This is a genomic window from Marinobacter sp., from assembly GCF_044799475.1.
GTDB lineage: Bacteria > Pseudomonadota > Gammaproteobacteria > Pseudomonadales > Oleiphilaceae > Marinobacter.
Window position 1 is genome coordinate 1553804 of record NZ_CP085217.1, and the last position, 19560, is coordinate 1573363.

Sequence of the window (19560 nt, forward strand, 5' to 3'; positions counted from 1 at the left end):
TCGCAGACGCGGGGTTGGAATCTGTGCGAAAATCGCTCTGGGATCACGCAGACGCGGGTTGCTTTCAGCCACGTTATAGCGTCGCTGCCCGCCAATCAATCAGCCATCAGTCGGTCATGCCCCTTCAGCGGGTATGACCCGGAGCAAGAGGCGAATGACGGATACAGTTCTGATCGAAGGCCTGGCGGTGGACGCCGTTATCGGAGTGTATGGCTGGGAGCGTGAAATCAGTCAGCAGCTGCTGATCGATCTCGAGCTTGCCTGGGACAACCTGGCCCCGGGCGAGAGCGACGACCTCTCCCATGCTCTGGACTACGCCGCCGTCTGTGAGGTCGTCGTCGCCCACTTCCGGACCCATCAGCCCCAGTTGCTGGAAGCCGCGGCCGAGGCGCTGGCCGGGAAGCTCCGGGAGGACTTTGGCGTGCCCTGGCTGCGCCTTGTTATCCGCAAACCTGGGGCTGTGCCCCAGGCGCGGAGTGTGGGCGTCAGCATCGAACGGGGAAACCGGCCATGACAGATCCCAATCTGGTCTACCTGGGGCTGGGCAGCAATATTGAGAGGGAGCGCTATATCACCGCGGGCCTGGACGCGCTGGCAGCGGAGTTCGGGACGCTGGACATCTCTTCGGTCTATGAGAGTGAGGCAGTAGGCTTTGACGGCTCGCCGTTCCTGAACCTGGTGGTTGGCCTGCATACCGAACGGCCGGTTGGAGAGCTGTCGGATCTCCTGAAGGGGATGGAGGAGAACAACGGCAGGCGCCGTAACGCAGCGAAGTTTTCGCCCCGCACTCTGGATCTGGACATATTGACCTACGGCGAACTCCGGGGAACCCTGGACGGTGTCCAGTTACCCCGGGCCGAAATACTCTATAACGCCTTTGTTCTGCGGCCGCTGGCGGAAATAGTGCCGGACCGGCGGCATCCGGTGAATGGCAGATGCTACCGCGACCTCTGGCAGAGCTATGACCGGGACCAGCGGCTGTGGCCCGTGAGTTTCCACTGGCACGGGCGGGCGATCTCTCCCAGGCAGTAAGCCTGCTCAGATACCGTTCATGTGACGGTCACGGAATATCCGGATCAGGCCTTCTGTCGAGCTATCGGTGCTGTCGCCAGCGCCACCGGCCTGGCTATCAAGCAGCTGATCCAGGATTCCTTTCCCCAGCTGTTTGCCCAGCTCCACTCCCCACTGGTCAAATGAGTCCACATCCCATATCACCCCCTGGGCGTAGGTCTTGTGCTCGTACAGGGCAATGAGGGCTCCGACGGTGCGCGGCGTGGCCCGCTCGAACAGCAGGGTGTTAGTGGGCTTGTTGCCGGGGATCACTTTGTGGGGTGCAAGCTGGTCAATTGTGGCTGCATCCAGGCCCTGGTCTGCCAGTTCCGCCCGGGCTTCCGCTTGGGTCTTGCCCTGCATCAGCGCCTGGGTCTGGCTCAGGCAGTTGGCAAAGAGAATGGCGTGGTGATTGCCAACCGGGTTGTGGGTATGCAGGGGGATAATGAAGTCGGCCGGAGACAGTTTGGTGCCCTGGTGCAACAGCTGGTGATAGGCATGCTGGCCGTTTGCTCCGGCGCCGCCCCAGATGATGGGGCCGGTCTGATAATCCACCGGCTTGCCGGCCTGGGTGACGCACTTGCCGTTGCTCTCCATGTCCAGTTGCTGGAGGTGGGCAGGCAGCCCCCGCAGGTAGTGGTCGTAAGGCAGAATCGCATGGGCATCGGCGCCCCAGAAATTGCCGTACCAGATTCCCAGCAGGGCCATTATGACCGGCAGGTTCTCCTCCAGAGGAGCGTTGCGGAAATGCCGGTCCATGGCCTGGGCGCCAGAAAGCAGAGCGCGGAAGTTGTCCATGCCAATGGTCAGCGCCGTAGGCAGGCCAATGGCGGACCAGAGGGAGTAGCGTCCGCCAACCCAGTCCCACATGGGGAATATATTCTCTGCTGCTATGCCAAATGTGATGGCCTCTTCGCTGTTGGCAGTAACCGCCACAAAGTGTTTGCTGATGCGCTCCTCGGTGCCGCCATTGTGAAGGAACCACTCCCGGGCCACCCGGGTGTTTTCCAGAGTTTCCTGGGTGCGAAAGGATTTTGACTGAATCAGGAACAGGGTGGTTTCCGGATTGATGTGACGCAGCACTTCGGTGATATGACTGCCATCAATATTGGCGACGTAGTGACAGTCCAGCCGGCCGTGCCAATAGGGTTTCAGCGAGGCGGAGACCAGCTTCGGGCCAAGGAAAGAGCCGCCAATGCCGATGCTGACAACATCGGTAAACGGCTTGTTGGTGAAGCCCCGCCACTGGGTACTGCGAATGCGCCAGACAAATTCTTCCATCCGGGCAAGCGTCGCGCGAACTTCGGGCATGATGTCCTTGCCGTCCACGAACACAGGTTCGTCGCTCATGTTACGCAAAGCGGTGTGCAGGGCGGGGCGATCCTCGCTTGCGTTGACCCGCTCTCCCCGGAACATGGCCTCTATCCGCTCCGGAAGCTGGCAGCTTCTGGCGAGGGCCATCAGGTGGCCGAGGGTGTCATCCACAATGAGGTTCTTGGAGTAATCCAGGACCAGGCCGGCGGCTTCGGCATAATACCGCTCGAAGCGTTTCGGATCCCCGCTGAAAAGGTCCCGCATGTGGACTTCCGACATGGCGGCCTGGTGATCCTTCAGGGCCTCCCACTCGGGGCGCCGGGTAAGGCCTGCGTTTGTGGTCTCTGTCATGGTGGGTCCCTCCTCCTCCGGCTATTGCCGGTTTGTCTCTATTAACCGATGGAGCGGGTAATGGAGAGATTGTCGATCAGCCGCGTAACGCCCAGAAAGGCTGCAGCCAGAATTGTAAGCTCGGTGTCGCCCGGCTGGGCGGGCTTCAGGGTATGGCTGTTGACGATGGTGAAGTAGTCCGGGCGGAACCCCCCAAGGTAGAGAGAATCCAGCGCTTGCCGCTCCAGTTGGCCATAATCCGTGTCACCCGCTTTCAGGCGCTCTCCTGTCTCCTGCATGAGGCGATAGATGGCAGGGGCAAGACTGCGCTCTTCCGGGGTGAGATAGCCATTACGGGAGCTCTTGGCCAGACCGTCAGCGTCACGGACGGTGGGAGCCGCGATAATCTCCACGGGAATAAAAAGATCTTCTACCAGCTTCCGGATTACGGCCACCTGCTGGTAGTCCTTTTCGCCAAACACGGCCACGCCTGGCTGGACCATGTTAAACAGCATGGTGACCACGGTCGCCACGCCCTCGAAATGACCTGGACGAGCAGCGCCACAGTGGCCCTCGCTGACCTCGGGCACGGTGATCCTGGTGTGGCAGGCCAGGCCGTCCGGATAGATTTCACTGGGCGCCGGGGCGAACAGTAGGGTGTTGCCGGCCGCCCGCAGCCTGTCCTGGTCGGCCTGCAGGGTGCGGGGATAATTGTCCAGGTCCTCGCTGATCCCGAATTGCATGGGGTTGACGAAAATGCTGGTGACCACCACGTCCGCAGCCTGCAGTGCTTTTTCCACCAGGGCGATGTGGCCCTCGTGCAGGTTGCCCATGGTGGGCACCAGGCCAATACGTTTTCCCTGGCGGCGATAACCATTGAGGACGGCCCGGAGTTCTTTCAGAGTGTGTACGGTTCTCATGCCTTGAACGTGTGCTCTTCGCTGGGAAATGTGCGTTTTTTGACGGCTTCGACGTAAGCGGCGATGGCGTCCTGGACTGAATCGGCCTCCGCCAGAAAGTTCTTGACGAATCTGGGTCTGCGGCCTGGAGTGATGCCAAGCATGTCATGGAGCACCAGTACCTGGCCGTCGGTGTCTGCCCCGGCGCCGATGCCGATTACCGGTGCCCGCACCGCCTGGGTGATCCTTGCAGCAAGCGGTGCTGGCACGCATTCCAGCAGGATCACATCTGCACCCGCAGCTTCCAGCTGGCAGGCGTGGTCAATCATCTGCTCAGCCTGCTTCTCTTCCCGCCCCTGGATCCTGTAGCCACCGAGCTTGTTGACAAACTGAGGGGTGAGACCCAGGTGAGCGCAGACGGGGATGCCCCGCTCGCTCAGAGCACTGATGGTCTCGGCCATCCAGTCCGTGCCCTCAAGCTTGACCATGTGGGCCCCGGAGCGCATGAGTTCGGCCGCGTTCTCGAGAGCGGTTGGCAGCGTTGCATAACTCATGAAGGGCATGTCGGCCATGATAAGGGCCCCCTGGTTGCCCCGGGCAACAGAACGCACGTGATAACACATCTGTTCCATGGTAACCGGCAGCGTGCTGTCATGGCCCTGAAGCACCATGCCAAGGGAATCTCCAACCAGAATAACGTCCACTCCGGCTTCACTCACCACATGGGAAAAGGCGGCGTCATAGGCTGTCAGGGCGGAAAAAGCTTCGCCGTTCTTTTTGAAATCACGAAGGGTATTGATGGTTACGGCCATGGAATCCTTGCCTTTTGGTTCGATGGACTGTGATCAGTCAGGCGCTGCAGCTTGATCAGCGCTTTAGGTTAATCCCGGCCCAGCCCCCGAGGCAAGGCCGGCACCTAAGCCATTGGTCGGGATTCTGGCGGAGCCGGCGGTGTCAGGGACCCGTCTGGGGCCCGTGTCGAGGTTCCAGGCGGTGGAGGCCGTTGTCCGGACACTGAGCACGAAGGTCCTCCAGGGTCCGGCCGTCTGGCAGGGCCAGCGAGGGGGCAATGTCCAGCAACGGCTGCAGCACGAAGTCACGATTTGTCAGTTCTGGATGGGGTACGACCAGCCGCGGACTATGGATGATTTCATGGCCGTATAGCAGAAGGTCGAGATCAAGTGTTCGCGGTCCCCAGCGCCGCCCCCGTTCCCGGCCGTGGCTTTTTTCTATGCGCTGCAGTTCATCCAGGAGTATCAGGGCAGGAAGCCCGGTGCTCAGCCCGACGGCCCCATTGACGAAGTCAGGCTGGTCCTGTGGTCCTACCGGCCGGCTGCGATAAAACGGCGACTGCGCCACCAGGCTTGTGTCCGGCAGCGCAGCAAGTGCAGTGATGGCGGTCGCAAGCTGGCGAAGCGGGTTTTCCAGGTTGCTCCCGAGCCCCACGTAGGCAGTTACCCGGTTCATGGTTCAGTCTTTGCTGACAGGCTTGCGGCTCCGCCGGCGCTTGCGCGGAGCATCGCTGGAGGAAAGTTCGCTGAGCATTTTTTCGCGACCGCGCTCATCCATCTCCTGGAACTCTGTCCACCACTGGCCCAGCCCGGGTTCAATTTCTCCAGCGGCCTCGCGGACCAGCAGGAAATCATAGGCGGCCCGGAAACGGGGATGGTCAAGGGTAACCAGGGCACGTTTGCCCTGGCGTCGCGGCAGGCGGGTCTGAAGTTCCCAGATTTCCTTCATCGGGCCGGAAAAACGCTTGGGTATGGCTGTGGCCTGCACCTGGCGGCCAATGATCTTTGCAATGGCCTGATGCAGGGCTGGCTGTGCCGGCTCACCTTCGTCCTGGCGGCGGCGCCACTCGACCTGGAGTGCGGGCCAGAGCATGGCGGCGTAAAGAAAGTAGGGCGTGACCGATTTGCCCTGCTGGAGCCTGCGGTCGGTATTCTGCAGAGCCTGGCGGATAACCGTGTCTGGCTCGCCGGCGGCCAGCGCACGGGCTGTGTCGGGAAACAGCGGCTCCAGCAGCTCATAACGGTTCAGGTGGTCCCAGGAGGCCTCGCCGTAACCCGCTGAAAACAGCTTGAGAACTTCTTCGAAAAGCCGGGCTGACGGAATGTGGGATAGCAGGGGAGCAAGCCGGGTCATGGGGGCTTCTGTCTCCGGCTCGATATCGAAGTCCAGTTTGGCGGCAAAGCGGACGGCCCGCAGCATGCGCACCGGATCTTCCCGGTAGCGGGTCTCGGGATCACCGATCAGGCGCAGCTGGCGGTTATCCAGATCCCGGATGCCATCGGCAAAATCAATGACGGAAAAATCCCGGATGCAGTAATAAAGCGCATTGACGGTAAAGTCGCGGCGCAGGGCATCTTCTTCCATGTTGCCGTAAACGTTGTCCCGCAGCAGCAGGCCGTGCTCGCTGGTTTTGCGGTCATCGTCATTCTGGTCCTCGTCGGGAGCCGTGGCATTGCCCCGGAAGGTGGTAACTTCAATCACTTCCCGGCCAAAAAGCACATGAACTATACGGAATCGCCGGCCGATGAGGCGGGAGTTCCGGAACAGTTCATGAACCTCTTCCGGCGTTGCATCGGTGGCTATGTCGAAATCCTTGGGCCGCTCGCCCAGCAGGATGTCCCGTACGCCGCCGCCCACCAGATAGGCTTCAAAGCCTGCCGTGTTAAGCCGGTTCAGTACCTTTTTTGCGGGGTCGCTGATGAAGGAGCGGGATACCGTGTGCTGGTCCCGGGGAATCACCTTGCGGATGTAGGTGGGGATCTTCTTTTTGCCGTTTCCCGGCATGAATGACATCAGTCTTTTAAACATTGAATCCGTATCTGCCGTGAGCAAAACCGGGAGTTTAACGGTTTGGGGAGCATTTGCCCATAAATCAAAAGGCGGATCCGTTTTCACGAACCCGCCCTGAAAGATTAGACGATCTGCATTGTTCTTGTTCTTGCTGGGGGTTGGCCCCTTATCTGCCTCTACGCGAGGCTCATTAGGCAAGCGGAACGCTTTGAATACAGAGAGCAGTAACGACCGGATATGAGATCAGAGTGGATATAGCGGCGTCTGGAGGACGATTCTTCTCTACATCTACAACTCAAACAGGCCAATGGCACCCCTAAAAAGCTCAGCACTCAAAACACTCAGTTCGCTCGTTCTATTTTTGTTGTTGTTGCTGAACGTTTTCCTGCAGCTTTTTGTTTTTGTTTCCACGCTGCTTTGTCACATTGTTTTTGTTGTTGTGCGCCCTATTGAATGCACTGCATGTGCCAGAATTTCTAAATCCTTTATTAACAGCCACTTAAATTTAATTAACCTGGAAGAGCCCAGACTTGTCGAGTCAGAGTGTTACCTGGGTCTCACTTTTTCTGAGACCTGTGTTCCTTGCGGTAACACCTGGTAACAGTTGGAACCGGTTTTCAGTCGCCGGCAACGCTTCCATGACTGCTGGAGGTTTTCTTGCGGGGTATGCCCAGGCGCTGGCGTCTTTCCCAGAGGGATTTGCGGCTGATACCAAGCTTCTGTGCCAGCTCCGTTTCGCTCATGCGATCCTGGTTCTCCAGTACGAAATGCTGGAAATAATCCTCCAGTGAAAGGTCGTTTGAGGTTTCGGGTTCCTGGGGCGCAGCCGGCGCAGGGTCGCCCTCCACGAGGGCTTCGGGGATACTCACGTCACCACCGTTGCTGTCCAGATCCAGCAGTGAAGGGGTAATGGTGTCGTCATCGCAGAGAATGGTGGCCCGCTCAATGGCGTTTTCCAGTTCCCGGACATTGCCTGGCCAGCGATGCCTTTCCATCGTCCGCATGGCTTCCGGGCTTAGCCTGAGGCCGGGCTTCCCCATGCGCTCGGCCTGGCGATCAAGGAATTTTGCGGCGAGACGCAGGATGTCGTCCTGCCTTTCCCGCAGGGGGGGTATGCGGATCTGCATGACATTCAGGCGGTAGTAAAGGTCCTCCCGGAATTCTCCGGTCCGGGTCATGGCCTTCAGATTCCGGTGAGTAGCTGCAATCATCCGGACGCTGACTTTGCGGCTCTGGGTTGAGCCGACCTTGCGGATCTCTCCTTCCTGGAGCACCCGGAGCAGGCGGGCCTGGGCTTCGGCTGGCAGTTCCCCTATCTCGTCGAGAAACAGGCTGCCGCCGTCCGCTGCCTCGATCAGGCCGGTCCGCGCAGACACTGCGCCGGTAAAGGCGCCCTTTTCATGACCAAAAAGCTCTGATTCGATCAGGCTTTCGGGAATGGCCGCACAGTTCACCGAGATCAATGGCCGGCTCGCTCTCGGGCTGAGCTTGTGAAGGGCCTGGGCTGCAAGCTCCTTGCCGGTGCCGGACTCGCCCTGAACCAGCACGGTGGTTTCCGTGGGCGCGACCTTCCGGATCAGAGTGAAAACATGCTGCATGGCGGCACAGTGGCCAAACATCACGCGGGAGGGGTCGCTCTGCTGGCGCTCAGTCTCGGTGACACCGGCATCGGGGCTTGCGCCCGCCCGGGCGGCTGACTGGCTGAGGATGGTTTCCACTGCAGCCAGCATTTCATCATGATCAAAGGGCTTGGCAATATATTCCACTGCCCCGAGTTTCATGGAATCCACCGCCGAACGCAGGCTGGCGTAACTGGTCATGATAAGAACCGGCGTTTTCGGCGCCCGGGTGATCAGTTCGGTGCCTGGAGGCCCAGGCAGCCTGAGATCGGAAATGATGAGATCGAACTGCTGAAGGTCGAAACGCTGCTCTGCATCGGTCACTGAGCCCGCGTCTGAAACCTCGTAGCCGGCATGCTGCAACAGTTTTCTCAGCGCGGAGCGGATGATCTCTTCGTCTTCTACGATCAGGATGCGGCGCATAGTGGTGTCAGGACCTTTCGTTCAGGGTGGCGCCTGCTGCGTCCACCCCGGGTTCGTATGCGGGCAGCCTCAGTCTTATGCAGGTCCCGCGGGTGGTATTGGGGACGGCCGGGCTTTCCACCTGGATATTACCGTAATGCTCTTCGATGATGCTGTATACCAGTGACAGGCCAAGGCCGGTGCCCTGGTTGGGACCCTTGGTGGTGTAGAAGGGTTCGAAGATGTGATCCAGCTGGTCGGCGGGGATGCCGGATCCCTCATCGGTGACCTCGATAATAGCCGAGTAGCCCTCGCGGTTTCCACTAATCCGTACCTGGCCGTTTTCCGGCGAGGCATCCCTGGCGTTGGCAAGCAGGTTGATGAAGACCTGCACCAGACGCTGTTCGTCCCCCAGTACGACCAGGTCCTCCGGACACTGGTTAAGGTAATGGATGCCCCGTCCTGCGCTGCTCAGAGACAGCAGGTTAATGGACTCTTCCACACAGCGGCGGATAACGGCCGGCTCGTGACGATTCGCCTGGGAGTGATTGCCGCTGCGGGCGAAATTCATCAGCGACTGCAGAATGGCGCTGATGCGGCGCGTCTGCTGCTGGATCTGGTCGGCGGTTGTGAGGATCTCGGGGCTGTCGGTTTCCAGCCTGAGATTCTGGGCCAGCGACGAAATCCCGGTGACCGGATTGCCTATTTCATGAGCGACCCCGGCTGCCAGGCGACCCACTGAAGCCAGGCGTTCGCTGTGCATCAGCTCATCTTCCAGCAGGCGGGTCTCCGTCTGGTCTTCCACCAGGATGATGCTGCCGCCGCCCTCATTGTGATCGGGACCACTGAGATTGGACTTGTGCAGGTTGAGCCAGTGGGGCCTGTCATGGAGATCCAGACGGTGCTTGTACCTGTGCAGTTCCGGCCCGACCACAAAATCCTCCAGCAGGGTCTGCCAGTGCTCCGGCAGTGCCTGGAGCCTGGCACCTGTAACTTCCTCGGCCTGGATGCCGGTGAGCTGCTCCATGGCGTGATTCCACATCAGGATTTCACCATCGTCGCCCACCGAACAAGCTGGAATGGGAAGATTCTGGAGCGTCTGGCGGTAATGCCGCCGCAGGTTGTCCAGTTCTCCGGCCAGCCCGGTCAGCTGATTCTGGTAGTCGCCCAGAGCACGCTCTACATACTGTATATCCTGGGGTGTCCGGCCGCCGGCCATGGGTTTGAATCCCAGATGCTCCATGACCATGTGCCGGGCGACAGAAGGCCCGAGCAGGCCCGACAGATTGGCTTCCACCTGATCTCTGAGCCGTCGCAGCTGGTAGGGGCGGTACTCCACCTCCGGCAGCTTCAGCTGTGCCAGGGCGCGGGTCACTTCCCGCTGGGCAACGCGTTCTCCCAGAGGCCCGGTCAACTGCCGGATAAAATCATCGGACGAGGTTGCCAGCAGTTCACGGCGTTGGGGGCGGGAAAGGGCGCCGAGGGAGCAGGCCTGGGCGGCACTGCTCTCTTCCGTTGTGGTCTGGCTCAGAATGGACACCAGGGCGAAGACCGTGACATTGAGCGCCAGGCTGACAAAGGTGAATACATACCAGTTGTCGAGGCCTGGCTGCAGGGGCATGTCGAGCATCGCCGTGATGTCGGCGGTATTGGAAAACGGCAGCACCAGTGTCAACCCCCACACCAGGGTGCCTGTCAGCAGGCCGGCGATCAGGCCGCGGCGATTGCCTTCCGGCCAGTAGATAACTCCCAGTGCCCCGGGCAGCAACTGCAGCACTCCTGACAGCGACAGGGCGCCGAGGATCGCTATGTCGAGGTTCTTGCCCAGGGTCTCATGAAACAGCAGTGCCGCCAGGATGATGACTGCAATCAGCACCCGCTTGACCCACCGCAACCAGTGATAGATGTCGCCCTGGTCCCGGGGGGTGCGAAGGGGCAGGACAACATGATTGAGAACCATCCCCGACAGCGCGAGAGTGCTGACAATCATCAGCCCGCTGGCAGCGGACAGGCCGGCGATGTACATCAGCAGGGTGAGCGATGTGCTATCAAGGGCCATGGCAGTGCCGATTGCGTAAAAAGCCGGGGGCGTGCCTGCGCCCAGTTCCAGTCCACCCCAGAGAATGATGGGCACCGGCAGGCCCAGCAGCAACAGATAAAGCGGTAACCCCCAGCTGGCGCGGGACAGGGCTCTGGGGCTGGGGTTTTCGCTGAAGATCATGTGGTACATGTGGGGAAGCACCAGCGCCCCGGCAAAGGACATCAGAAGAAGGGCGCGCCAGCTGCCATCGTCAATGCTCAGTTCCAGGGTGCTCGCATGAAATGCCTGGGTTGCCAGCCACTGGTCGAGGCCGGCTGGCCCGCCGAAGACGGTGATCAGTATTACGCCGCCCAGCAGGAGCATGGATATCAGCTTTATCACTGCATCGAATGCGATTGCTATGACCAGCCCCTGGTGACCGTGGGTGTCCTGTGCTCTGCGGGCACCGAAAAGCACCGTAAACAGCACCACGGTCACGCTGAACAGGGCGCTGATCAACTGCGGCGAGGCGTCAGGAGAGAGCAGGCTGAACGAGGTGGAAACGGCCTTGATCTGCATGCTCAGCAGAGCCAGTATCGCCAACCCGGAGCACAGGGTGACCAGCGTGCCGGCCCACTGACTGCGATAGCGGAAAGCGAACAGGTCGGCCAGGGAAGTGAGCTGGTAGGCACGGCCAATGCGCATGATGGGGTTGAGCAGCACCGGGGCCAGCAGAAAAGCGCCGCTGATGCCCAGGTAATAGGCCAGAAAGCCAAATCCCGATTCGGCGGCCATGCCCACGGCCCCGTAAATCGCCCAGATGCCTGCGTAAACTCCGAGGCTCAGCACATACACCAGTGGGTGGCGGAGCCAGCTTCTGGGAATCAGCTCCCGCTCGGTCACATGAGCAAGGCCGAACAGCAGGGTCAGATAGAGAAGGCTGACAAGCAGCAACGTCGGCAGGCTAAAACTCATTTGGGTCCCGCCGCCATTCCAGCCAGAAGCCCATGGCAACCAGACCTCCCCAGATCAGGAAAGGTGTATACCAGGCATTACCCGGAGCAATCCACCAGTCCAGGATAGTCGGAGAAAAAATGTAGATGGCCAGTACCAGGAGGAAGACCAGGCGGTAGATATACATCTGACATCCTATCCGGGCTGATAACGGGAGCTGCGTTTATAACACGGCTCCCGCCTGGCTGTCAGTTCCGAAGCCGGCCCCGGCCTCAGCCGGGTGTTTGTGAGGCGCGGGGCAGCCGGTCCGGGCGATAGTGCTCAATACCCCAGTCCCGAATGGTGCTGGCCTGCGCGGTGACCAGCTTCTCCGGCGGCTGCTGACCCAGCGCGGCAAGGGCTCGCCACAGGTTGATGCCGGTCAGACTGTCGTCCAGTGCTGGCGCATGGGACTGCTTGCTGAGCTTCTGCCCGCTGGCGTTTACGATGACAGGAATATGCAGCCAGCCCGGAGGTTCCTGGCCCAGAGCCCGGAATACCTGTTGCTGCTGGGCCGTCATTGGCAGAAGGTCCGAGCCCCGGACCACGTTGGTGATGCCCTGGTCAATGTCGTCAACTACCACTGCAAGCTGATAGGCGTAGAAGCCCTCTCTCCGGCGGATTACCGGGTCGTCAATCTCGCCGTGAACCCTTTGGTGCTGGAGCCCAAGGTGCTGGTCCTGCCAGATGGCATTCTCGTCCTCGAGGGCAAAGCGGATTGTATGGGGCTTGCTCTCCGGGTCAATCAGCCGCCCCTGGCGACAGCCCCCGGGATGGCGCCCGTGATTCATTTTCAGAAGCTTCCGGGAGCAGGTGCATGGATAGGCCCGGTGTGCTGCGATCAGAGTCTCTGTGGCTGCAGCGTAGGCGTCGCCGCGATGGGACTGATAGCGAACCGGTTCGTCGCTTTCCAGGCCGTGGGCCGTCAGGCTCTGAAGTATGGTTTCGGCGGCGCCGGCGGGTTCCCGCAAAGGGTCAAGATCTTCGACGCGCACCAGCCATGAGCCATCTCTGAACCTGGCTTCCAGATAGCTGGCAAGGGCAGCAACGAGAGAGCCAAAGTGCAGGGGTCCGGTAGGGGAAGGTGCAAAACGTCCGCGATAAGCCGTAGCTGTCATGGCCGGTCAGTCAGGGGCAGGGAGAGTTTGGCGACAGGTCGGCGCGGCATCGGCTGAAGCCTGCTTGAACCCGGAAAGCCGGGGCCCGCCCTGAGGCGGCAGACCCACGGAATTCAGATGCCGGTCTGACGCTCGCGGATTTCCGCCAGGGTCTTGCAGTCAATACAGAGTGTTGCGGTCGGGCGTGCTTCAAGGCGGCGGGTGCCGATCTCGATGCCGCACTGATCGCAGAAGCCATAATCGTCCTTGTCGATACGATCAATGGTCTGGTCAATCTTCTTGATCAGCTTGCGCTCCCGGTCGCGGGTTCGCAGCTCCAGGCTGAATTCTTCTTCCTGGCTCGCGCGGTCGCTGGGATCTGCGTAGTTGGCCGCATCTTCCTGCATGTGATGCATGGTGCGATCCACTTCTTCCATGAGCTCCTGCCGCCAGTTAAGAAGCAGCTGCCGGAAGTGCTTGAGCATCTCCGGGCTCATGTACTCTTCGCCCTTTTTCATCTCATAGGGCGTGAAGTTGGTAAACGTCTCGCGTGCTTTCTCTTCAGTTTTTGCCATTGAACCCGGCCTCTTCCTGTATATCTCAACTGAGCACGCCGGCCGCGCGCCCCTGTGAAATTGGAACCGGTGAATCACTGCACCGGCCGTGCTGTTACATCCAGTCTGTCAGGGTTTCATGCTCTCAGCCTACCAGTTTTACTGCGGCCCTGTTATCTGAAATTGCTATCTGCAATTGCGAACTTTCTTCCTGCTGCCATTCCTGGAAGAATGCGGCCATCACCGGAAACTGCGGGCTACTTCAGGCGCCCGGAATTGCCGGAAAATAGCAGATATGGGAAGTCTGCGCCAGCCCTGTATCGCCAGCCGGGTGCTGGCGCATTGATCGGCTTTGCGTATCATGGCAAACCCCATACCCACATGCTGTCAGGAGCCTGTCATGATTGCCACCCCTCCACTTGTTGAAGGCCGGCTGATACGCCGATACAAGCGATTTCTGGCAGATGTCCGTCTTGCGGATGGTTCGGAAGTGATCGCCCATTGCCCCAACACCGGCTCCATGCTTGGCTGTCAGCCGGAAAACGCCCGGGTCTGGCTCAGTGTCAGTGATAACCCAAAACGAAAGCTCCGTTATACCTGGGAGCTGGTGGAAACCGCCCCGGGGGTTCTGGCATGCATCAATACTGGCAGGCCAAACCACCAGGCGAGGGCGGCGATTGAGGCAGGTGTGGTACCGGAACTGTCAGATTACCCGCGGATCCAGGCCGAGAAGCGCTATGGCAGTGAAAAAAGCCGTATTGATCTCCATCTTTCCGGTCATGACAGCCGGCCAGATACCTGGGTTGAGGTGAAAAATGTCACTCTCTGCGAGGATGCTGCTGGCTATTTTCCCGATGCCGTCACGGCCCGGGGACAGAAGCACCTGAGGGAACTGATGGCGCAGGCTGCGGCGGGGGACCGCGCGGTGCTGCTGTTCTGTGTCAATCATACGGGCATTACGGAAGTCCGGCCGGCGGATCATATTGACCCGGTCTACGGCCGGATGCTGCGGGAAGCGGGGGCTGTTGGTGTCGAACTGATGGCCTGGCAGGCGGATCTTGCCTCCAGAGGCGCCCCGTCAGGCTCGCTGGCGCTGGTCAGGCCTCTGCCTGTCGTTCTGGACTGAGTCGCACCAGCACCCGGCCGTCGGCTTTGCTGACTTCAAGAGGTGAAAGGTTTTCACCCTGGCATGGGCCGGCGATGCAGTGGCCGGTTTCAGGGGTGAAAAGAGCACCATGAGTGGCGCACTGGATGAAGCAGCCGCTGGCTTCCAGGAAGCGTCCTGGCATCCAGTTCAGTTCGATGCCCAGGTGTGGGCAGCGGTTCACGTACGCCTGAAGGCCGCGGCCCGTGCGGATGATGAAACCGGGTGTGCCGTCAATGCGGAACTCCAGGCCGCCGTTTTCCGGCACTGCGTCCGTTGCCGCCACATCGTGCCAGGCGGTCTTCATTTCATCATGTTATAGCGCATGCGGGTGCCATGATTCAGTGACATGACTATCTCATCGGCATGCAGCTCCCGGGGGAACAGGCAGCCTGAAATCTTGGCTCCGGCAATGCTGGCCCCCTCCAGGTTGGTGTTGCCGAAATCCACGCCACGAATATCGGCCCCCCGGAGGTAGGCGTGACTGAGGTCCAGACCATCCGCATTCATTGAACGCAGGTCCAGGCCCCGGAAATCTCCGTGGGAGAAGCTGGGGTATTGCTCCATGAGGGCTTTGGCGGCATTGAACGCTTCCACGTTTTCATTGCGCAGCGTCTCGTAGAGCGGATCGTCGATGATTCGTATGTCTTCCATATTGTCCTGCTCCCAAAACAGTGGTGGAGATTTCAGTCTAGCATTCTCCCGGTCAGCTACGATGCCCCGGTGCCTGGGATCAGCGGCCAGGCAGTCCGAAATGCTGCCTGATTCTGTCAGCCAGGGCTTCCGCCACATGGTCCTGCTCGGTATGCACGTGAATGGTGTGTACTTTCTCATCGTCGGTCAGCGGCTCAAGCCATTCTCTCTGCTGGTCCAGCAGGCTCTCGTCGGCCTCGGATGCATCGCCGGAACGCTGGCGAATCCACTGTCTGCGCAGCTCTTCCGGGGCTTCACAGTCGATCAGGGCAAAGGGTACGCCCTGTTCCTCGGCCACCTGCTGGATGCGACCCCGTTCACCGGCTTTCAGGCAGGCAGCGTCCACAATGACGGCTGTTCCCGTCGCCAGCAGCTGCATGGCCAGCCTCGCCAGGGTGTCGTAGGTCCGGATGGTCGCCTCGGGAGTGTAGATGTTGGTGCCAGGCTCTGATCCACTGAAATCCAGTGGCCCGAGCCCGAACAGTCGCTTGCGTTCCACGTCGGAGCGCAGGTGAACCAGCCCCAGTTCCATGGCCAGGGCACGGCTCACCACTGACTTCCCGCTGGCGGAAAGGCCTGTGGTGGCAAGCAGAAGCCGGGTTGGAATGACGCTGTAAGATTCGGCCAGAGCCGCATAGTCCCGGTATTTCTGCATCAGGCCAAGCCTGTCTGCATCGCTCAGGGAAGGATTGCCCATGGTGAACAGGGCGATTTTTGCGCGCACCAGTGCCCGGTAGGCCTTGTACAGGGGCAGCAGGGCCACACCGTCGAAATCACCGCTGAATTCCAGATAGGTATTCAGGACCAGGGTGGCCAGAGGCTGTTCCCGGCGGGACTCAAGATCCATCAGCAGGAAGGCGAGATCATTCATCACGTCAATCCAGCGGAAGGACTCGCTGAATTCGATACAGTCAAAGATGGTCACTTCGCCTTCAAAGACCGTGATATTGGCCAGATGGAGATCGCCATGGCATTCGCGTACAAAACCGTGTTCACGGCGCTTTTCGATGAGCGTTTTCTGAAGTTCAAACGTGGAGCTGGTCCAGCCTTCCAGCCGGTCGAGCTGTTCCAGCAGCGCCGGGTCGTCAATCATCGGCCGGATCTGGTCGAAGTTTTCCTGCATTCCCGCATAAACGGATTCGGGGGTGCCGAACGGCTTGTCTTCGGGTACCGGGGGAATCCGCCCATGGAAGTCTGCAGTCTGGCGGGCCAGCGCAGTGAGCAGCCCGGGTTCAAGTTCGCTGCGCTCCTGGCGGGCATCCAGCAGTTCGGACTGGTCAAACTGGCGCATTCGTATGGCATATTCAAAGGGCTCGCCATCGCCTCCCAGGCGAGGCTCTTCCGGTGTGCCGGTAATGGGCACGACATCGAGGTAGAGTCTTTCTGCCAGCCGCTGGTTCAGCCGGAGCTCTTCCTCGCAGAAATACCTGCGGCGCTCAAGGGTGGAGAAATCAAGAAAGCCGAAGTCCATGGGTTTCTTGATCTTGTACGCGTAGTGGCCGGTCAGAATGACCCAGGAAATGTGAGTCTCAAGAACCTGGAAGTCGGTTACAGGGTGGTCGTACAGCGCTGGATCTTGCAGGGCGAGAATCAGATCTCCGGGTAATGCGTCACTCACAGGCCTCTCCTTGAACATTTGCAGTTGTGATCGGTGCTCATCATAACCATCGCATTACATAAATGACACAGAGAAGGGCTGCTCGGGGGCCCCCCTGTTTGGCTATAATCCCGACATGAAAAAATCCCGCACTCCAGGCAAGTCTGCCCGCAAACCTTCACAAAAGTCCCCAACCCGCCGCCGGAGCCGTTTCAGGGCTATTTTCCTGCGCCTTGCCCTGCTGGGGCTGGCGATTCTGGCCGGCTGGACGGTGTATCTTGATGCGGTTGTCACGGCCAGGTTTGAAGGCCAGAGATTTGAGGTGCCATCCCGGGTCTACGCCAGACCGCTGGAACTTTACGACGGTGCCAGCACCAGTGCGGCCAGTCTGCGCCGTGAGCTGGAAATGGCCGGTTACCGGCAGGGCGATGGGGTAAAGCCAGGTACCTTCACCCAGTCTGGCAGTCGTTTCGTGATCAGCACCCGGGGCTTCCGCTTTGCCGATGGCGCCGAACCCCGTCGCCGGCTTGCCGTTTCGCTGGCGGGAGATCGTGTCAGCGGCATGCGAGTACTTTCTGGGGAGGCCACGCCGGTGGCAAGGCTTGAGCCGGTGCAGATCGGTGGCATCTACCCCGCCCACAAGGAGGACCGGGTGCTGGTGCAGATGGAGGATCTGCCCCAGGGGTTTGAAGAAACCCTTCTGACCGTTGAAGACCGCGACTTTTACGACCACTTTGGCCTGTCACCCCTTTCCATTGCCCGGGCTTTCTGGGCCAACCTGCAGGCCGGTCGGGTGGTGCAGGGCGGTAGCACCCTGACCCAGCAGCTGGTCAAGAATCTGTACCTCAGCCGGGATCAGACATTCGTCCGCAAGGGCAATGAAGCTCTGATGTCGCTGCTGCTCGAAGTTCATTACGACAAGCGGGAGATTCTTGAAACCTACCTCAACGAGGTATACCTGGGGCAGGCGGGCACCCGCAGCATTCATGGCTTCGGGCTGGGCAGCCAGTTTTACTTTGGCGAATCCCTCGGGGACCTGAAGCTCCACCAGTACGCCCTGCTGGTTGGTCTGGTAAAGGGACCAAGTTATTACGACCCCCGCCGGAATCCCCAGCGGGCCCTTGCCCGTCGCAACCTGGTTATCGATACTCTGGCATCCCAGGGACTGATCAGCGAGTCCCGTGCTCTGGCTGCCCAGGCGCAGCCGCTGGGGGTCGCGGCAAAGCCATCCTATTCGGAAAACCGCTATCCGGCGTACATCGATCTGGTCCGTCGTCACCTGGCACGGGACTACCGGGAAGAAGACCTGCAGAACGATGGTTTGCGGATATTCACCACCCTCAACCCCGCCATCCAGTACGCCGCGGAGTTCGCGGTTGCTGAAACCCTGGAATCGCTGGAACCGGGTGGGAGCCCCTCGCCGCTGGAATCGGCAATGGTGGTCACCTCCCGGGATACCGGAGAAGTACTTGCCCTGGTCGGCGGCCGGGATGCCCAGTTTGCCGGCTTCAACCGGGCACTGGATGCCCGCAGGCCGATTGGTTCCCTGATCAAGCCCTTCACCTATCTCACGGCGCTGGGTAATGCCGATACTTACACTCTGATTTCGAAGGTTGAAGACCGCCGCTTTGCTCTGGTTTTTGACAACGGCCAGCGCTGGGAACCGGACAATTATGACGGCCAGGAGCATGGAATGGTGCCGCTGCACCAGGCACTGTCGCACTCATACAACCTCGCGGCTGTGCGGGTGGGGCTGGATGTGGGCGTCGGCGCAGTCACCGAAACCCTGCAGCGCCTTGGTGTGACCAGCCCCGTCTCCGGGTATCCGTCGATGCTGCTGGGTGCGGTATCCATGACGCCGGTTGGGGTGGCTTCCCTGTATCAGGGCCTCGCCACCTCCGGCTTCAACATGCCTTTGCGCAGCATCCGGGACGTCACTACGGCGGATGGCCAGTCTCTGAGCCGCTACAGCCTGGCGGTCGACCAGGTGGTGGATCCGGCTGCAGTGCATCTGGTCCAGTACGCCATGCAGGAAACCATGCGGGAAGGTACCGGGCGATCCGCTTACCGGTCTCTACCTGGTGACCTTGGGCTTGCAGGCAAGACAGGGACCACCGATGATGGCCGGGACAGCTGGTTTGCCGGCTTCAGTGGCGACGTGCTGGCGGTAGCCTGGGTGGGTCGCGACGATAACACCTCCACCAGCCTGACCGGCGCCACCGGGGCACTGCCTGTGTGGTCCCGTTTCATGGCCGCGGTGCCCCAGCATGGATTTTCACCGGTGGTTCCTGACGGCGTGCAATACCACTGGGTAAATGCCGATCAGGGGGCCCTGACAGATGAGCACTGCGACAATGCCCGTTTCATGCCATTCATTGCCGGCAGTGAACCCCGTGACCGGGTAGGCTGTTCCGGCAACATGAGCAAACGCCTGAAAGGCTGGTTTGAAGGACTGTTTCAATGATGAATAAGCGATTTCCCCTGACCCTTGTCGGTGCAGCTACCCTCGTGCTGGCTGGCTGTGCTACTGGCACGGGTTACCCGATCTATGTTCCCGCGTCTCAGGAGCCCGCTTACGACCAGCAGGCGCCGGAACCGCCGCAGACTGAGCGGGCTGCTGGTGACACCAGAGTTCTCAAGTCGGAGCAGCCCGCCGAAAGAGAAGTGATTGAATCCCGGCCCATCCCGGCCCCGGACCACCAGAGCCAGGGTGAAACCCTGTCCCCGGCGGCGGCAAGCCTCATGATGCAGGCCGACAGCCTGCTGGCCCAGGGCAATACCCAGGGTGCCATCAGCCAGCTCGAACGGGCCCAGCGCATATCCCCCAGATCCGCTGAAATTTACTACAAACTGTCTGAAGCCTATGTGCAGATGGACAGGCTGGACACCGCCGAGCAGTTCACCCTGAAAGGACTGTCACTGGCAGGAAGCAATACGAAGCTCCAGCGTTCCGGCTGGAACCTGCTGGCGGATATCCGGCGGGCAAATGGCAATATGGCGGGGGCGAATCAGGCTGAGCAGCGGGCGTCGGCGCTTTAATCGGGCA

Annotated in this window: 18 protein-coding genes; 5 read left to right on the plus strand and 13 right to left on the minus strand. The window is 60.3% G+C overall.

The window, feature by feature from the left end:
* Nucleotides 1-154: 154 nt before the first annotated feature.
* Both folB and folK (LG327_RS07260) read left to right on the plus strand, forming a co-directional pair.
* Nucleotides 155-514, plus strand: coding sequence for a dihydroneopterin aldolase (gene folB / locus LG327_RS07255; RefSeq protein WP_404367829.1), 360 nt, complete (start codon nt 155-157; stop codon nt 512-514).
* Entirely contained in the window at nt 511-1032 is a 522-nt protein-coding gene (gene folK / locus LG327_RS07260; protein WP_404367832.1) for a 2-amino-4-hydroxy-6-hydroxymethyldihydropteridine diphosphokinase, read from the plus strand. Before folB ends, folK (LG327_RS07260) begins: the two co-directional genes overlap by 4 nt.
* 6 nt (nt 1033-1038) lie before the next feature.
* Here folK (LG327_RS07260) and pgi read toward each other — a convergent pair whose 3' ends face one another.
* From pgi to dksA, 10 genes are all read right to left on the minus strand, one after another.
* Nucleotides 1039-2715, minus strand: coding sequence for a glucose-6-phosphate isomerase (gene pgi, locus LG327_RS07265; protein ID WP_404367835.1), 1677 nt, complete (start codon nt 2713-2715; stop codon nt 1039-1041).
* Nucleotides 2716-2756: 41 nt separating this feature from the next.
* Entirely contained in the window at nt 2757-3614 is an 858-nt protein-coding gene (gene panC / locus LG327_RS07270; RefSeq protein WP_404367838.1) for a pantoate--beta-alanine ligase, read from the minus strand.
* The gene (gene panB / locus LG327_RS07275; protein ID WP_404367841.1) at nt 3611-4405 is read right to left on the minus strand and encodes a 3-methyl-2-oxobutanoate hydroxymethyltransferase; all 795 of its coding nucleotides are present in this window, start codon (nt 4403-4405) and stop codon (nt 3611-3613) included. The genes panC and panB overlap by 4 nt, the downstream gene beginning before the upstream one ends.
* Nucleotides 4406-4547: 142 nt before the next feature.
* Nucleotides 4548-5060, minus strand: coding sequence for a 2-amino-4-hydroxy-6-hydroxymethyldihydropteridine diphosphokinase (gene folK / locus LG327_RS07280; protein ID WP_404367843.1), 513 nt, complete (start codon nt 5058-5060; stop codon nt 4548-4550).
* Nucleotides 5061-5063: 3 nt separating this feature from the next.
* A complete protein-coding gene (gene pcnB / locus LG327_RS07285; protein WP_404367846.1) occupies nt 5064-6413 on the minus strand; it encodes a polynucleotide adenylyltransferase PcnB in 1350 nt (449 codons plus the stop codon).
* Nucleotides 6414-7012: 599 nt separating this feature from the next.
* Complete coding sequence (locus LG327_RS07290) at nt 7013-8437, minus strand: sigma-54-dependent transcriptional regulator (RefSeq protein WP_404367849.1); 1425 nt, start codon at nt 8435-8437, stop codon at nt 7013-7015.
* A gap of 7 nt (nt 8438-8444) precedes the next feature.
* The gene (locus LG327_RS07295) at nt 8445-11411 is read right to left on the minus strand and encodes an ATP-binding protein (protein ID WP_404367851.1); all 2967 of its coding nucleotides are present in this window, start codon (nt 11409-11411) and stop codon (nt 8445-8447) included.
* Entirely contained in the window at nt 11401-11577 is a 177-nt protein-coding gene (locus LG327_RS07300) for a hypothetical protein (RefSeq protein ID WP_404367854.1), read from the minus strand. Before LG327_RS07300 ends, LG327_RS07295 begins: the two co-directional genes overlap by 11 nt.
* A gap of 85 nt (nt 11578-11662) precedes the next feature.
* Nucleotides 11663-12547 (minus strand): tRNA glutamyl-Q(34) synthetase GluQRS, encoded by an 885-nt coding sequence (gluQRS, locus tag LG327_RS07305; protein WP_404367857.1) that lies wholly within the window; start codon nt 12545-12547, stop codon nt 11663-11665.
* A 113-nt stretch (nt 12548-12660) separates the two neighbouring features.
* Nucleotides 12661-13101, minus strand: a complete 441-nt coding sequence (gene dksA / locus LG327_RS07310) for an RNA polymerase-binding protein DksA (RefSeq protein WP_404367860.1) — start codon at nt 13099-13101, stop codon at nt 12661-12663.
* A gap of 379 nt (nt 13102-13480) precedes the next feature.
* Between dksA and sfsA the strand changes: the two genes are divergently transcribed.
* A complete protein-coding gene (sfsA, locus tag LG327_RS07315) occupies nt 13481-14206 on the plus strand; it encodes a DNA/RNA nuclease SfsA (RefSeq protein WP_404367863.1) in 726 nt (241 codons plus the stop codon).
* Here sfsA and LG327_RS07320 read toward each other — a convergent pair.
* The 3 genes from LG327_RS07320 to LG327_RS07330 form a co-directional block, all read right to left on the minus strand.
* Nucleotides 14178-14531, minus strand: a complete 354-nt coding sequence (locus tag LG327_RS07320; RefSeq protein WP_404367866.1) for a Rieske (2Fe-2S) protein — start codon at nt 14529-14531, stop codon at nt 14178-14180. The two genes, sfsA and LG327_RS07320, sit on opposite strands and share 29 nt — an antisense overlap.
* Nucleotides 14528-14878 carry a pentapeptide repeat-containing protein gene (locus LG327_RS07325; protein ID WP_404367869.1) on the minus strand — a complete coding sequence of 117 codons (351 nt, stop codon included), beginning with the start codon at nt 14876-14878 and terminating at the stop codon, nt 14528-14530. The genes LG327_RS07320 and LG327_RS07325 overlap by 4 nt, the downstream gene beginning before the upstream one ends.
* Before the next feature lie 79 nt (nt 14879-14957).
* Complete coding sequence (locus tag LG327_RS07330) at nt 14958-16535, minus strand: AAA family ATPase (protein WP_404367871.1); 1578 nt, start codon at nt 16533-16535, stop codon at nt 14958-14960.
* A 115-nt stretch (nt 16536-16650) separates the two neighbouring features.
* Between LG327_RS07330 and mrcB the strand changes: the two genes are divergently transcribed.
* Nucleotides 16651-18978 (plus strand): penicillin-binding protein 1B, encoded by a 2328-nt coding sequence (mrcB, locus tag LG327_RS07335; RefSeq protein ID WP_404367874.1) that lies wholly within the window; start codon nt 16651-16653, stop codon nt 18976-18978.
* Nucleotides 18975-19553 carry a tetratricopeptide repeat protein gene (locus LG327_RS07340; RefSeq protein ID WP_404367877.1) on the plus strand — a complete coding sequence of 193 codons (579 nt, stop codon included), beginning with the start codon at nt 18975-18977 and terminating at the stop codon, nt 19551-19553. Before mrcB ends, LG327_RS07340 begins: the two co-directional genes overlap by 4 nt.
* Nucleotides 19554-19560: the final 7 nt, after the last annotated feature.

What these genes read in the sequence shown, in the direction of transcription:
- folB (WP_404367829.1), top strand. Translation starts at nt 155, where the DNA reads ATGACGGATACAGTTCTGATCGAAGGCCTGGCGGTGGACGCCGTTATC.
- folK (WP_404367832.1), top strand. Translation starts at nt 511, where the DNA reads ATGACAGATCCCAATCTGGTCTACCTGGGGCTGGGCAGCAATATTGAG.
- pgi (WP_404367835.1), bottom strand. Translation starts at nt 2,715, where the DNA reads ATGACAGAGACCACAAACGCAGGCCTTACCCGGCGCCCCGAGTGGGAG.
- panC (WP_404367838.1), bottom strand. Translation starts at nt 3,614, where the DNA reads ATGAGAACCGTACACACTCTGAAAGAACTCCGGGCCGTCCTCAATGGT.
- panB (WP_404367841.1), bottom strand. Translation starts at nt 4,405, where the DNA reads ATGGCCGTAACCATCAATACCCTTCGTGATTTCAAAAAGAACGGCGAA.
- folK (WP_404367843.1), bottom strand. Translation starts at nt 5,060, where the DNA reads ATGAACCGGGTAACTGCCTACGTGGGGCTCGGGAGCAACCTGGAAAAC.
- pcnB (WP_404367846.1), bottom strand. Translation starts at nt 6,413, where the DNA reads ATGTTTAAAAGACTGATGTCATTCATGCCGGGAAACGGCAAAAAGAAG.
- LG327_RS07290 (WP_404367849.1), bottom strand. Translation starts at nt 8,437, where the DNA reads ATGCGCCGCATCCTGATCGTAGAAGACGAAGAGATCATCCGCTCCGCG.
- LG327_RS07295 (WP_404367851.1), bottom strand. Translation starts at nt 11,411, where the DNA reads ATGAGTTTTAGCCTGCCGACGTTGCTGCTTGTCAGCCTTCTCTATCTG.
- LG327_RS07300 (WP_404367854.1), bottom strand. Translation starts at nt 11,577, where the DNA reads ATGTATATCTACCGCCTGGTCTTCCTCCTGGTACTGGCCATCTACATT.
- gluQRS (WP_404367857.1), bottom strand. Translation starts at nt 12,547, where the DNA reads ATGACAGCTACGGCTTATCGCGGACGTTTTGCACCTTCCCCTACCGGA.
- dksA (WP_404367860.1), bottom strand. Translation starts at nt 13,101, where the DNA reads ATGGCAAAAACTGAAGAGAAAGCACGCGAGACGTTTACCAACTTCACG.
- sfsA (WP_404367863.1), top strand. Translation starts at nt 13,481, where the DNA reads ATGATTGCCACCCCTCCACTTGTTGAAGGCCGGCTGATACGCCGATAC.
- LG327_RS07320 (WP_404367866.1), bottom strand. Translation starts at nt 14,531, where the DNA reads ATGAAGACCGCCTGGCACGATGTGGCGGCAACGGACGCAGTGCCGGAA.
- LG327_RS07325 (WP_404367869.1), bottom strand. Translation starts at nt 14,878, where the DNA reads ATGGAAGACATACGAATCATCGACGATCCGCTCTACGAGACGCTGCGC.
- mrcB (WP_404367874.1), top strand. Translation starts at nt 16,651, where the DNA reads ATGAAAAAATCCCGCACTCCAGGCAAGTCTGCCCGCAAACCTTCACAA.
- LG327_RS07340 (WP_404367877.1), top strand. Translation starts at nt 18,975, where the DNA reads ATGATGAATAAGCGATTTCCCCTGACCCTTGTCGGTGCAGCTACCCTC.